Annotated in this window: 8 protein-coding genes; 4 read left to right on the plus strand and 4 right to left on the minus strand. The window is 31.8% G+C overall.

Going from position 1 to position 15,041, the window contains the following annotated elements; genetic code table 11:
• Nucleotide 1: 1 nt before the first annotated feature.
• Together MKD41_RS06700 and MKD41_RS06705 are read right to left on the minus strand one after the other, a co-directional pair.
• A complete protein-coding gene (locus MKD41_RS06700; RefSeq protein WP_240244668.1) occupies nt 2-1,348 on the minus strand; it encodes an MFS transporter in 1,347 nt (448 codons plus the stop codon).
• Nucleotides 1,349-1,561: 213 nt separating this feature from the next.
• Entirely contained in the window at nt 1,562-2,587 is a 1,026-nt protein-coding gene (locus MKD41_RS06705) for a LacI family DNA-binding transcriptional regulator (protein ID WP_240244669.1), read from the minus strand.
• 376 nt (nt 2,588-2,963) lie between these two features.
• Here MKD41_RS06705 and MKD41_RS06710 point away from each other — a divergent pair, with 376 nt between their 5' ends.
• The 4 genes from MKD41_RS06710 to MKD41_RS06725 all read left to right on the plus strand — a co-directional run bounded on the left by MKD41_RS06710 (nt 2,964) and on the right by MKD41_RS06725 (nt 12,424).
• The gene (locus tag MKD41_RS06710; RefSeq protein WP_240244670.1) at nt 2,964-5,822 is read left to right on the plus strand and encodes a SusC/RagA family TonB-linked outer membrane protein; all 2,859 of its coding nucleotides are present in this window, start codon (nt 2,964-2,966) and stop codon (nt 5,820-5,822) included.
• 11 nt (nt 5,823-5,833) lie between these two features.
• Nucleotides 5,834-7,723, plus strand: a complete 1,890-nt coding sequence (locus tag MKD41_RS06715) for a RagB/SusD family nutrient uptake outer membrane protein (protein WP_240244671.1) — start codon at nt 5,834-5,836, stop codon at nt 7,721-7,723.
• A 12-nt stretch (nt 7,724-7,735) separates the two neighbouring features.
• A complete protein-coding gene (locus tag MKD41_RS06720; protein ID WP_240244672.1) occupies nt 7,736-9,052 on the plus strand; it encodes a SusE domain-containing protein in 1,317 nt (438 codons plus the stop codon).
• 78 nt (nt 9,053-9,130) lie between these two features.
• Nucleotides 9,131-12,424, plus strand: a complete 3,294-nt coding sequence (locus tag MKD41_RS06725; RefSeq protein ID WP_240244673.1) for an alpha-amylase family glycosyl hydrolase — start codon at nt 9,131-9,133, stop codon at nt 12,422-12,424.
• Nucleotides 12,425-12,503: 79 nt separating this feature from the next.
• Here MKD41_RS06725 and MKD41_RS06730 read toward each other — a convergent pair whose 3' ends face one another.
• Together MKD41_RS06730 and MKD41_RS06735 are read right to left on the minus strand one after the other, a co-directional pair.
• Nucleotides 12,504-13,694: a Gfo/Idh/MocA family protein gene (locus tag MKD41_RS06730; protein WP_240244674.1), complete on the minus strand. Its 1,191-nt coding sequence runs from the start codon at nt 13,692-13,694 to the stop codon at nt 12,504-12,506.
• A 3-nt stretch (nt 13,695-13,697) separates the two neighbouring features.
• On the minus strand, nt 13,698-15,041 hold the full coding sequence (locus MKD41_RS06735) for a Gfo/Idh/MocA family protein (RefSeq protein ID WP_240244675.1): 1,344 nt from the start codon (nt 15,039-15,041) through the stop codon (nt 13,698-13,700).

The raw sequence follows: 15,041 nt of genomic DNA on the forward strand, positions 1-15,041 counted from the left end.
TTTAAATATTATTTTCAATTATTACTGTATCGTCTACGTCTTTTACTTTTACAACTAGTGCAGCCGCAATTAACAATGAAACACCACTAACAACAAGTGCATAAATTGGATTGTCGTTGTATAAATATTTCACCATTGGCCCACCAATTACAGCATTTAATATTTGAGGAAGTACTATAAAAAAGTTAAATATCCCCATATAAACACCCATTTTTTTAGCTGGAATTGAACCTGCTAAAATTGCATATGGCATAGCTAAAATACTTGCCCAAGCAATTCCAATTCCAAACATAGAAAGGATTAGCCAGTTTTCGTTTGGCATAAAATAAATAGAAATTAATCCTAATCCTCCAAAAATTAATGAAATTGCATGTGTTAATTTTCTACCAATTTTTCTGGCAATGGCAGGTAAAAAGAAAGCATAAACTGCGGAAACAGCATTGTAAACCCCAAATAAAACACCTACCCAGTCTCCTGCATTTTGATATTCAGTTCCGTGATCTTCTAATCCTAAACCATAAATGTGATGTGCAATTGCTGGTGTAGAAAACACCCACAAACCAAACAAACCAAACCACGAGAAAAATTGAACAGAGCTCAATTGTTTCATTGTCAGAGGCATTTTCTTAAAATCTGAAAATATATCTAACAAACTAGACTCTTCTTCAACAACCGCTTCTTCTGATTCAAATTGCGCCATTTCTTCAGGAGAATACTCTTTTGTTGTAAATACTGTTATTAAAATACTTACTACTAAAACAGATGCTCCTATAATAAATGACAATAATAAATTTAATGGAACTTCGCCTGAAACGGTTTCATTTAACACTCCAAACCAATGCGTTAAAACATATGGCAACCAAGAACCTATTACGGCTCCAACACCAATTAATATAGTTTGAACACTAAAACCAAGTGTTCTTTGATCTGAAGGTAATATATCAGCTACCAAAGCTCTAAAAGGTTCCATAGCAACATTAAACGAAGCATCCATAATCATAAGCATTCCTGCTCCAACCCATAATGCTGGCATAAATTGAGTAAACATTCCTGCATTAGGCATTAAAATTAATCCCGTAGCAGCAAGTAAAGCTCCTATTAAAAAGTATGGCCTACGCCTTCCTAACTTGGTCCAAGTTTTATCACTATAATGACCAATAATTGGCTGTACAATTAATCCAGTTAAAGGTGCTACTACCCAAAACCAAGAAAGTTCGTGAACATCAGCCCCAAAAATTTGTAATATTCTACTGGCATTCGCATTTTGCAAAGCAAAACCCATTTGAATTCCTAAGAATCCAAAACTCATGTTCCAGATATCTAAGAAACTTAGTTTCCGTTTTTCCATGTTTATAAATTTAAAACTAAAATACTAGTCAAAGCTAAAAAAAGCTTTAATTGTTTGTGTGAAGTGAAAAAAAATTTTTAGTACTGTAAAATTGCTTTTACAAAACAAATATATAAATTAAATTTTCAGAAATTCAAATAGAAGCCAATTTTGGGCTTAAAAAAGCTATATTTTTTTACTTGAACGTTTGCGTAATTACTATGTTAAATTATTTTATTCGCCAACATAAGTTGATTTACGAATTTTAATTCCTGTTGAAATTACTTCTTTTTGAAATTCTTTAGGGCCAATATGTTCTATTCTATTTATAAGTAGTTCAGCTGCTTGTTGTCCCATTAAAAAGCCATGTTGCGTAATTGCTGTTAACGAAGGTGAGGTAAATTTTGAAATTAATCCGCTTGTAAAACCTAAAACAGCTATATCTTCAGGTATTTTATATCCTTTTTCTATTGCTAATTTCATAGCGATTGCAGCATAAATTTCATTTACAGCTAAAATAGCATCTGGTACTTCTTCTAAATTGAATATTTTTTCAATTTGATCGTATAAATTTTCGGTATCGTTAATTTTAAAAACGTAATTTTCATCTACATCTAATCCTGCATTCAACATTGCTTTTCTGTAACCCACTTTTCTTAAAGCTCCTACAGTAACATAATCTTCTGTAGTTAATAAAGCAATTCTTTTAGAACCTATATCTAATAAATGATTTGCAGCTTTAAAACCACCTCCAATATCATCTATTATAACTTTATCGCATTTTAAACTATCTACTACCCTATCAAACAAAACCAATGGAAAACCATCTTTCAACAACATTTCAAAATGATTGTAATTTTCTTTTTTTTGTGTTTCTCGAGCAATAGAAACTATAACACCATCTACACTTCCATTAGTTAATACACTTATATTTGATACTTCTTTTTCAAAAGATTCATTAGACAAGCATACCATTACATTATAACCTCGTTTATTTGCATGCTCTTGAATACCTTCTATAACTGTAGAAAAAAAATGATGTACTATTTCTGGAATTACAACACCTATAACAGATGTTTTTTGAGCTCTTAATTGAAGCGCTAAACTATTTGGTTTATAATTATAATAATCTGCATAAGCTTTTATTTTTTCACGAAGCTCTTCACTTATTTCGTTACTATTTTTCAACGCTTTTGAAACAGTAGAAATTGATACTCCAAACTCTTTTGCTATTTTTTTTAAAGTTATTTTTTGCTTCATTAAAAGTGTATTTTTATAGAAAGGAATCTGCCCTTATGTGAGAACACAAATATAATTTTTAAAAAGTGTAGTACAAACTATATTCTTAAAATCATTCTAATATTAACAAAATATTATTAATAAGATTAAAAAGTCTCTATTCTACAATTTACTCTAACGTTAGAGTTGTAAAGTTATTAACACGAAAACGTTATAGTTAATCTATTTCAAACGTTTTCGCTGTTAAATAATTGTTAAGTACGTAAATTTGTATAGTGAAATGTTAATCAATTTTTAGTACAATTTATTAAACAAAACATAATTATTAATTAATTTAAATTAGATGAAAAATTTTAAATTTTTTTTGTTTAGTGTCATACTTCTTTTTCCCGTACTAATGTTTGCACAACAAACAATTACAGGAAATGTAACAGAAGCTAAAGGTAATTCTCCGTTACCTGGTGTTGGCATTATTATTAAAGGAACTGTAAAAGGAGCTGCAACAGATTTTGATGGGAACTATACTTTAGAGAACGTTAAATCTGGAGACGTATTAGTGTTTTCTTATATTGGTTTTAAAACACAAGAAATAACTGTAGGAAGCAACACTGTTGTTAATGTAGCAATGGTTGAAAATTCTGAAACTTTAGACGAAGTAGTTGTAATTGGTTACGGTAGTGTAAAAAAAGAAGATTTAACCGGATCTGCAGATTTAGTTACTACCGAAGACTTTAACCAGGGTCCTGTTGTGTCTGCACAACAACTTATTAGTGGTAAAGTTGCAGGTGTATCTGTAACCTCTAGTAGTGGTGCTCCAGGTGAAGGACAAAACATTGTAATTAGAGGTCTTGGTTCGTTATCTTTAACTAGCTCTCCGCTTATTGTAGTTGATGGAATTCCATTAAACGATGGCGGTGTTGGTGGTTCTCGTAACCCATTAAACTTAATTAACCCAAATGATATTGAAAGCATGGTTGTATTAAAAGATGCATCAGCTACTGCAATATATGGTTCTAGAGCCGCAAATGGGGTAATTATGATTACTACCAAAAAAGGAAAAGACAACGAATTTAAATTTAATGTTACTTCTTCAACAACCGTTTATAAATCTATAGATCAAGTAGATGTTTTATCTGCTGATGAATTTAGAACTTTAGTAAACGATATGGGAGATGCTGCAGTATCAAGATTGGGAGAAGCAAATACAAATTGGCAAGACGAAATTTATCAAGATGCAATTGGTTCAGATCATACACTTAGTGCACTTGGTAGCTTAAAAGGCGTTCCAATGAGAGCGTCTGTAGGTTTTTCTGAACACGATGGTATTTTAAAAACAGACAACTTTAAAAGAACTACAGGGTCTGTAAGTTTTAAACCTAGCTTTTTAGAAGACCATTTAACTGTTGAATTAAACGGTCGTGGAATGTACACCGAAAATATTTTTGCAAATAGAGGTGCTATTGGCGGAGCTATTGCTTTTGACCCAACACAATCTATTTATGATGCAAACTCTCAATACGATGGATATTTTGCTTGGATAGATGCAAATACTGGAAACCAAATGAACTTGGCTCCAACAAACCCTATAGCTCAATTAAATTTAAGAGAAGATTCTGCAGAAGTTAGACGCTTAATTACGAATGCGAAAGTAGATTATAATTTACAATTTTTCCCAGACATTACTGCAACTGTAAATGTTGGTTTAGATAAATCTAATAGCCACGGAAGAACATTAACTTCTCAATATATGCCTATTTCTGAACCTAATTATAATGGTGCTAGAACTACATATAGACAAGAAGCAACAAATAAATTATTTGACGCTTACGTAACTTATGTTAAAGAAATTAATGAAGTTCACAATTTAAATTTTGTTCTTGGACATTCATACCAATCTTTTGAATTTGATAATTACAACTATGATAGTGAAGATGAAGAAGATGGAAATACTTACGAATTTATTGATAAATCTAAAAATACACTTTTATCGTACTTTGGAAGATTTAACTATGGTTATGATGGTAAGTATTTAGTAACTGCTACTTTAAGAGCTGATGCTTCATCTAAATTAAACCCAAATGACCGTTGGGGGTACTTCCCTTCTGTAGCGGTCGCTTGGAATCTACATAAAGAAAATTTTATGGAAGATGGTATTTTTAATGAATTAAAATTACGTGCTGGTTACGGACAAGTTGGTAATGTTAACGGATTAAACCCTTACCAATTCTTAACTAGATACACCGGAAGTCAATCAACAGCAAATTACCAATTTGGTACTGGATTTACACAAACTTACAGACCAGAACCAATAAATGAAGATTTACGTTGGGAAGTTGGTAAAACATTAAATGTTGGTTTAGATTATGCTTTACTTGATAATAGAATTTCAGGTTCTGTTAATGCATACATAAAAGAAACTAACGATTTAATTGCAAGTACTTTTATTGATCCTTTTACAAATTTTGGTAATAGAATTGACGCCAACATTGGTGATATGGAAAATAAAGGTATTGAATTTGCAATAAATGTAATTCCTGTTAAAACTGATGATATGGAATGGTCTATCGGTTATAATATTGCTCTAAACGAAAACACTGTAACAAATTTACCTGACCAACAATATGTTGGTGGAATCTCTGGAGGTGTTGGTAACAACATACAAACTCATGTTGAAGGAGAATCTCCATACAGTTTCTTAGTATACCAACAAGTATATAATAGTGAAGGAAAACCAATTGAAGGTGTTTATGTAGATAGAAATAATGATAATATTATAAATGATGCAGATAGATATATTTATAAAAATCCTTATGCAGATGTCATAATGGGATTAAACTCAAATTTCAACTATAAAAATTTCGATGTGTCAATTGTTACAAGAGCTAATTTTGGAAACTACTCTTACAACAATGTGGCTTCACAAACTGGTTATTTAAGAAGATCTACTGAAAACGGTATTTTAACAAACTTACACTCTAGCTCTTTAACAAACGGATTTGTTGAAACTACAGAAACTAACTTGTTAAGCGACCACTTTATTCAAGAATCTTCATTCTTTAAAATAGACAATATAACTTTAGGATATGCTTTACCTAATGTATTTGAAGATGTTTCATTAAGAATTTACGGTTCAATGCAAAATGTATTAACTGTAACTGACTATGAAGGTTTAGACCCTGAAATTTCAGGTGGAATTGACAATAATTTTTATCCTAGACCACAATCTTTTGTGTTAGGTGTTAATATTGATTTTTAAAAAATAAAAAAATGAAAAACATATTAAATAAACTCATTTTTATTGTAGCTATCACTTTCTCTATGACTGCTTGTCATGATGATTTAGATCAAGCACCAATTGATCCAGATAGTTTTACTGAAAAAGACGTATTTGCAGATGCAAATGAAGCAAAAAAAGCATTGGCAAAAGTATATGCTAGTTTTGCATTAACAGGTCAAGAAGGACCTGCAGGTCAACCTGATATTGCTGATATTGACGAAGGATTTTCGCAATACACAAGAATGCTTTTTAACTTAAACGAACTTACAACAGACCACGCAGTTGTTGGTTGGGGTGACCCAGGATTACCAGACTTACACGGTTTGTATTGGTCTAGTAGTAACGATTTTACTGAAGCATTATACAGTAGATTAGCACAAGGTGTTTCTTTTAGTAACTCTTTTATTAAAATAGCATCTGATTTAACTGAAGATGAAGTTCAATATTATATTGCTGAAGCACGTTTTTTAAGAGCTTTTGCTTATTATAATTTAATGGACCTTTACGGAAACGTTCCTTTAACTACCGAAATTTCTACAGAGTTACCAACACAAAGTAATAGAACTGAAATTTTCGCATTTGTAGAATCTGAATTGTTAGAAATTCAAGAACTTTTAAAAGAAAGTGGAACAAATGAATATGGTCGTGTAGATCGTGTTGCTGCTTGGGCTTTATTATCTAAACTATATCTAAATGCTGAAGTTTGGACAGGAGACGCTAAATACAGTGAATGTGTTACTTATTCTGAAAAGGTAATGAACTCTAGCTACTCTATCAATACAAACGATGCAAACGGAAATGGCTCTGCATATGATGAATTATTTTTAGCTGACAATGATGTTAATGGAGCTCAAAACGAATTTATATTCACAGCAAATTTTGATGGCTTACAATCTCAAACCTATGGTGGTTCAACATTTTTAATTCATGCTGCTATTGGTGGAACAATGGATGCAACAGAATTTGGAGTAAATGGAGGCTGGGGTGGTCTTAGAACTACCAAAGCCTTAGTAAATAAATTTAAAGCAGATGTAACTGCCTTAAATAATGCTCTAGGCTCAACATCTGATTGGGGATTAGTTGGTGACGCAACAGCTAACTCTTGGGATGGTCCAGATATGGAGATGTATGAAACAAGCACTAATAAATATGAACTTTATGCTGATTTAAATGCTGGTGAAATGAAGTTTAGATTTAATGAAGATTGGGGTGTGAATTTCGGTGATACCGATGCTGATGGTACATTAGAAACTGATGGAACTAATATTGCTATTACAAATCCTGGAACCTACTATATCCTTTTAGATTTAAATACAAACACCTACTCTATTGAACCTTATCAAGGAGACAGAAGAGCAATGTTCCATTCAGATGGTCAAAATTTAGAAATTGAAAGTATCCCTACTTTTGAAGATGGATATGCTGTAACTAAATTTAAAAATATTGATTCTAATGGAAATCAAGGTAGTGATGCTGGAGGAGATTTTACTGACACAGATTTACCTTTAATTCGTTTAGCTGAAATTTATTTAAACTATGCAGAAGCTACACTTAGAGGTGGTGGAGGCGATTTAAGCTACGCAACTTCAAAAATTAACGAATTGAGAACTAGAGCATACGGAAATACTTCTGGTAATGTAAATACTAGCGATATAGACTTAGACTTTGTATTAGACGAAAGATCTAGAGAATTATATTGGGAAGGCCAAAGACGTACTGACTTAGTTCGCTACAACTACTTTACAACAGATAGCTATTTATGGCCTTTTAAAGGTAATGAAGCTATGGGAATCTCGGTAGGTTCACACAGAAACCTATTTCCTTTACCTGTTAATGTATTATCTACTAATCCTAACCTTCAACAAAATCAAGGTTACTAATATTGGAATAAAATGAAAAAATTAATTAGAAATTCTATCTTTTTACTAAGCTTTCTATTCATATTAGGAGCTTGTGACGATAGAGAATTTATAGAATTAGCTGAAGACGCTAATACAACTGTAAGTGTATCAACATCATCGGTAGTATTAACTGAAGAAATAGCAGCAGACGAAATATTAACCGTTTCTTGGAGCCAACCAAACTACGGTTATAGCGCAGCACCTTCTTATAAGTTATTAATAGACCTAGAAGGTGGAGATTTTACTGAAGCTCAAATTGTTACAGCTGGAACTGACTTAAGCAAAGTATTTACAGCTCAAGAATTAAATAGTAAAATGCTTTCATTAGGATTAACACCTAATGAAGTTACTGCTATAGATTTTAAAGTTCAAATTACTTTAAGTGATGCTCAAATTATGTATTCAGAGCCTGTAACTGTTAGTGTAACTCCATACTCTTCTTTATTAGATTTATCATCTGCTTGGGGATTGGTAGGAAGTGCAACTCCAGGAAGCTGGGGTAACGAATTTATTCTTGACATACCTTTTTACCAAACTACAACACCTGGTGTTTATGTTTCTTATGCTACTCTAAAAGATGGAGAAATTAAGATTCGTAAAGACAATGATTGGACATTAAATTACGGTGATACTGGTATGGATGGTCTTTTAGATGAAGGTGGAGATAATATTCCTGTTACTGCCGGAAGCTATAAAGTAACATTTAATGAAAATGATTTATCTTGGCGTATAGAACCATTTACTTGGGGATTAGTTGGTGATGCAACTCCTAATGGTTGGGATGGTCCAGACTTTAAATTAAATTACAATCCTTATCAAGACAATTGGAAAACAGTTGTAACTTTAGCTGATGGAGAGTTTAAATTTAGATTTAATAACGACTGGGGATTAAATTATGGAGATTCTGGACTTGATGGTTCAATGGAAGTTGGAGGAGATAACATTCCTATAACAGCTGGTAATTATTTAGTAACTTTCGACCTAAACACCTTAGAATATACTCTTGAACAAATTGATGTTTGGGGCTTAGTAGGTAGTGCAACTCCTAATGGATGGGATGGACCAGATACTAAATTTATTCCAGATTTTGGAATTAACGAAGGTCTTTATTATATCAATGGTATAACCCTTGGAGATGGTGAAATAAAAATTCGTCAGAACGATGCTTGGGGTGCTGATTTTGGAGATACTGGAAACGACGGTACTTTAGAAGCTGGTGGAGATAATATTCCTGTAACAGCTGGTACTTATAACATTGTATTCGATTCAGTGGCTCAAACTATTGCAATGTATGCGTGGCCAGAATAATTAATACAATTATGTAAAACAATAAAAAACTGCATAAAAATTAAACCTCTTTATGCAGTTTTTTCACATTTAATAAATATGAAAAAAGCACTACTTCTTTTATTTTTAATACTTTCAACAGTAACTTATTCGCAAGTTACTACTATTCCTACACTTCCAACCAGTACTAGTGAAATTAGTATAAAATTTGACGCTACAGGAACTGGATTAGATGGTTATACCGGTGATATCTATGCACATACAGGAGTAACAATAGATGGAGAACAATGGCAAAATGTTATTGAATCTTGGGGAGACAATACCACACAACCAAAATTAACGCATATTAGTGGAAACAACTATGAATTATTAATTACACCAGATGTACATGGTTTCTACAATGTTCCAACTTCAGAAAAAATTACAGAATTATGTTTTGTATTTCGTTCAGCTGATGGAAATACAAAAAATGGAGAAGATATTTTTATCTCCTTATATGAACAAGGTGACTTAAACATCACTTTTACCGAACCTACAAACACAAGTGCTTACAACTTAAATTCAACAATAAATATAACTGCAGAAGCTTCTTTAGATGCAGATTTAGAACTTTTTGTAAATGGAGTTTCACAAAAAACGGTATCAAACAGTAAAAACATAACAACTCCTTTTACCCTTTCTAATACAGGAACTTACACTATTAAAGCTACTGCAACTTCTGGCAGCGAAACTTCAGAAACTGAAATTTCTATTTATGTAAAAACTCCTACGCAAAACCAAACTATGCCTTTGGGTGTTAAAAATGGTTTTAATAATAATGGAGATGGTACTGCTACCTTTGTACTTTTAGCTCCTAATAAAAATGATGTTATATTAATAGGTGATTTTAACAATTGGACTATTAATGAAGATTATCAACTATATAAAGACGGTGAATACTTTTGGATTACATTAAATAACTTAGATGCTGATACAGAATATGTATATCAATATTTAATAGATTATACTATTAAAGTTGCCGATCCTTATTCAGAAAAAATATTAGACCCTTGGACAGATCAATATATTAAAGATGGGAATTATCCTAATTTAAAAGAATACCCTACCAATTTAACAGAAGGTTATGTCTCTACCTTTAAATTAAATGATACTATTTACAATTGGCAAGTTGAAGATTTTACACGTCCAGATCAAGAAAATTTAATTATTTACGAATTGCATGTGCGTGATTTTACCGAATCAGATTCTTATACTGAAGTACTAACAAAACTAGATTACCTAGAAGAATTAGGTATAAATGCTATTGAACTAATGCCAATTAACGAATTTGAAGGTGCAGATAGTTGGGGTTATAATCCTGCATTATATTTTGCATTAGACAAAGCTTACGGTACAAAAAATGCATTTAAAACTTTGGTTGATGAATGCCATAAAAGAGGCATTGCTGTTTTAGCCGATGTTGTTTTTAACCACTCGTACGGACAATCTCCATTAGTACAAATGTATTGGGATTCTACAAATAATAAACCTGCTGCAGATAACCCTTGGTACAATCAAGATCATAATTTCGTAGATAATACTAGCGCACATTGGGGGTACGATTTTAATCATGAATCTAGCTATACAACTTCATTTTTTAACGATGTTTTAGAATACTGGATGACTGAATATAAAATTGATGGATTTAGATTCGATTTTACAAAAGGTTTTTCAAATACACAATGGACTGGTTCAGATAACTGGGCGAGCACTTACGATGCAGATAGAATTAGAATTTTAAAAAACTATGCGGATAAAGTATGGAGTCACGCTCCCGCTAATAAACCTTATGTAATTTTTGAACATTTATCAGACAATCCAGAAGAAAAAGAACTTGCAGACTATGGCATTATGCTTTGGGGAAATATGAACCATAGCTATAACCAAAATACAATGGGCTATAATTCTGATACTGATATTTCGTGGATTTCATACAAAAAACGTGGATGGAATACCCCAAATATAGTTGGTTATATGGAAAGTCATGATGAAGAACGCTTAATGTATAAAAATCTTCAATATGGAAATGTTAGTGGAGATTATTCTGTAAAAAATTTAACAACAGCTTTAGCAAGAGAAGAACTTGCAGGAATGTTTTTATTCACCATTCCAGGACCAAAAATGATTTGGCAATTTGGAGAATTAGGATACGATTATAGTATTGATGAAAATGATAGAGTTGGAAGAAAACCAATAAAATGGGAATATAAAGATAATGCCAATAGATATCATGTATATACTACCTGGGCAACCATAAATGCCTTTAAAACTAAATACCCTGAAATATTTAACACTACAGATTTTACACTAAATGTTGGTGGTTTAACAAAAAGTATTATATTAAAACACACCTCTTTTGATGTTGTAATTGTTGGTAATTTTGATGTTACTAGTAAATCAATTTCAACAAACTTTACAAAAACAGGAACTTGGTATGAATATTTTACTGGTGAAGAAACTGAACTTTCAAATACCACACAATCTATAACTTTAAATCCAGGAGAATATAAACTATATACTTCTAAAAAAATACTAGATCCTAGAGGTGGAACAGTTGCGGATGACAGTGATAACGATGGTGTTCCTGATACCGAAGATTTATGTCCAAATTCACCAATAGGACAAGAAGTAAATGAAACTGGCTGTGCTACTTTTAATTTAGCTGCCAATAACTTTACTATTGAAACTACCGGAGAAACCTGTCCAGATAAAAATAACGGGCAAATTAGCATATCTGCTGTAGCCGATTATAATTATTCTGTTACTATAGATGGAAAAGATTATAGTTTTACAAATAGCACACCTCTTGTAGTTGAAAATTTAGATCCCGAAACTTATGATTTTTGTATTAACATTGATGATGAAACATATTCACAGTGTTATGAAGTTACCATTGAAGAAGGAACTACAGTTTCAGGAAAAACAAGTATAAGTTCTAAGACAACAACCATACAAATTTCAGAAGGAACAGCACCTTTTAATGTTTTGGTAAATGATAAATTAGTTTTAAATACCTATGCTCCAGAATTTACAATTTCAACCAAACATGGAGACGTTGTAGCGGTAAAAACTGCAGTTTCTTGTGAAGGTATTTATGCAAAACAAATTAACTTATTTGAAGACATCGTTGCTTATCCAAATCCAACCCAAGGTTCTTTTGAAATAACTTTACCAACTACTGAAACAGCAGTAACTATTGAAATTTACAATGCACAATCTCAGTTAATTTTATCTAAATCATATCCTGTTTTATATGGTAAAGCACAACTTAGCTTAGAAAATAAGCCAACCGGATTGTATTTTGCTAAAATTTACTTAGAAGATACTATTTTATTAAAAATTGTAAAACAATAAATTTATAACAAAAAAGGGTTCAATTTTAAAAATTGAACCCTTTCACTTTAGTATAAAATCTAAAATTACTTATTTGGTTTTACAATAAATTAGAGTTCCATTTTACAATTTCATTATTATACATTGCATCTATTCCCATTTGTACACAAATAGCAGTTTTTGCTCCTGTTATAATATCTGATTTAGGCTGTTTATTATTAACAATAGCATCACCAAAATCTAACAGAGCTTGCTTACTAGGGTCTAAATGCTCCACATGTATTGGATACCCTTTTCCTTCTTCAAATTTGGCAGTTGCACCACTAACGCCATCAACTTCACCTAACATTTTATTTTTACCTCCTTTTGGAATAAAATATGCTTTAAACATATTTATAATTATAGTTCCTTTATCTCCTAAAACTTTAATTTCATAACCACCATCGGCATTACTTGTTAAACAGGTAAACTTAGCTTTAACACCACTTGGATAACTAAACATTAAATGTACATTGTCATATGTTTCTCTACCATCCTTCCAATAATCAACTCCACCTACTCCCATAACTTGACTCGGTGTTTCATCTAGAACCCAATTTACAAAATCTATTTGATGTGAACTCAACTCAGCAGTTAAACCACCTGAAAATTCTTTGTACATTCTCCAATTAATAGCTTTTTCTAACTTAGGATCTGGCACTGCCCTTCTCCAATTTCCCTGTCTATTCCATTGACATTCAAAAGCCGTTATTTTACCAACTTTTCCTTGTCTAATTAAATCGAAAATATGGGTATACAATCTTGAACTATGATATTGATGTCCTGTTTGAAATATTTTATTTGATTGATTTACGGCAGGTACAAGTGCTTCAATTCCTTTATATCCTTTCGCTAAAGTTTTTTCACAATATACATGCTTATTTGCATCAATTGCATCTATAGCTATTTTTGAATGCGTATTAAATGGTGTAGTAATAATAACTGCATCTACATCTTTATTATCTAGAAGTTTTCTATAATCTGAATATCCTTTAGAATTTGAATTAGCCTTAGCTAAACCATTATTTAACCTAAAAGGTAAAACATCACAAGAAGCAATTACATTAATATTATCAACTGAATTAAGAATTGAAGTAAGTCCACAACCACGATCTCCAGTACCTATAACTCCTACATTAATTTTACTATTTGCATTTATGAAATTAGGTAAAACACTTCCATACATATAAGAAGTTCCGGCAATACCTAATGCTGTAATTCCTGTTTTTTTTATAAATGAACGTCTTTTCATAATCTATAATTTTGGTTCCCAACCTGGTTCATAAGTTCTTGACCAAAGCTTCATTGCATCTCTATCAAAGATTTTACCCGTATTTTGATTAACTTCAAAACCTTTATTAATTCTATAAGCTATATTTCCATAATGAACTAACATTTGTGAAATAGCACCTGTTTCTATTGGCGAAGTAAGTTGTTCTTCACCTCTTATTGCTTTTAAAAAGTTTACTGTATGTCTTGTTGACAGACTACCTCCACCACCTAAAGCAATTCCTCCTTCACTGCTATTAGATTTTAATTGATCTATTAACTTACCTTTTAAATCATACAATTCATAACCACCACGATCTACCATAACAACACCTTTAGAACCATAAATAATAGTTCCTCTACCTCTACCGTATTTTTGGTATCCATTTCTACTAACACCATCCCATTCTATTACCTTATCATTAAACTTATACGTTGCTAACATTTGATCATACATTTCCCAACCGTCATCTTTAAAATGATCTTTACTTGCAGAAACTTCTACAGCATCTGGATATTTAACATCTAAAGCCCAGCGTGCAATATCCAATTCATGAGTAGCATTGTTTCCTAATTCGGCTGTACCATAATCCCATCCATACCAATGCCAATTATAATTCCAAGTATCATGCATATACTCTTTACGTGGAGCAGGACCTTGAAATAAATCCCAATCTAAACCTGCAGGTGGCGTTGCTTTAACAGGATTTGGGACTTTACCTCTACCATTGGTATAAAAGGCAACTGCTTTATAAACATCTCCAATAATTCCATTATGAATTTCTTTAATAATTTTAATACTTTGAGGAGATGAACGTTGCTGGTTTCCCATTTGAACTACTTTATTAAATTTCTTTTGAGCAGCTACTATAAGTTCATTTTCTTGAGGGTTATGACTACATGGTTTTTCTAAATAAACATGTTTTCCTGCCTGCATGGCCATAATTGCACCAGGAGCGTGCCAATGATCTGGTGTTGCCATAAATATTGCGTCAACATTTTTATCATCTAATATGGTACGTATATTTTTTTCTAAAGTAGGTTTATAATTTACCATTTCACCTACTTTAATAGCTGCTTTATCCATTTGCCCCGGCATTACATCACATAAATATTTTAAGCGCACATTGCTCTTTTTTGCCGTAATTCCTTCTAAAAAAGCTGGATACCTTCTTCCTAAACCCTGTATGGCTACATTAATTCTATCGTTAGAGCCTATAATATTATTATAACTTAGAGCAGACATTGCATTAATACTACTACTTGTTAATCCAATACCTGCAGCTGCCAACGTTGTTTTTTTTAAAAAACTTCTTCTATCATTTCTCAT

The organism is Lutibacter sp. A64, assembly GCF_022429565.1.
Lineage (GTDB): Bacteria > Bacteroidota > Bacteroidia > Flavobacteriales > Flavobacteriaceae > Lutibacter.

Bases quoted from the DNA above. Each gene is read 5' to 3' on its own strand.
- MKD41_RS06700 (WP_240244668.1), bottom strand. From the start codon at position 1,348: ATGGAAAAACGGAAACTAAGTTTCTTAGATATCTGGAACATGAGTTTT.
- MKD41_RS06705 (WP_240244669.1), bottom strand. From the start codon at position 2,587: ATGAAGCAAAAAATAACTTTAAAAAAAATAGCAAAAGAGTTTGGAGTA.
- MKD41_RS06710 (WP_240244670.1), top strand. From the start codon at position 2,964: ATGTTTGCACAACAAACAATTACAGGAAATGTAACAGAAGCTAAAGGT.
- MKD41_RS06715 (WP_240244671.1), top strand. From the start codon at position 5,834: ATGAAAAACATATTAAATAAACTCATTTTTATTGTAGCTATCACTTTC.
- MKD41_RS06720 (WP_240244672.1), top strand. From the start codon at position 7,736: ATGAAAAAATTAATTAGAAATTCTATCTTTTTACTAAGCTTTCTATTC.
- MKD41_RS06725 (WP_240244673.1), top strand. From the start codon at position 9,131: ATGAAAAAAGCACTACTTCTTTTATTTTTAATACTTTCAACAGTAACT.
- MKD41_RS06730 (WP_240244674.1), bottom strand. From the start codon at position 13,694: ATGAAAAGACGTTCATTTATAAAAAAAACAGGAATTACAGCATTAGGT.
- MKD41_RS06735 (WP_240244675.1), bottom strand. From the start codon at position 15,041: ATGAGAAATGATAGAAGAAGTTTTTTAAAAAAAACAACGTTGGCAGCT.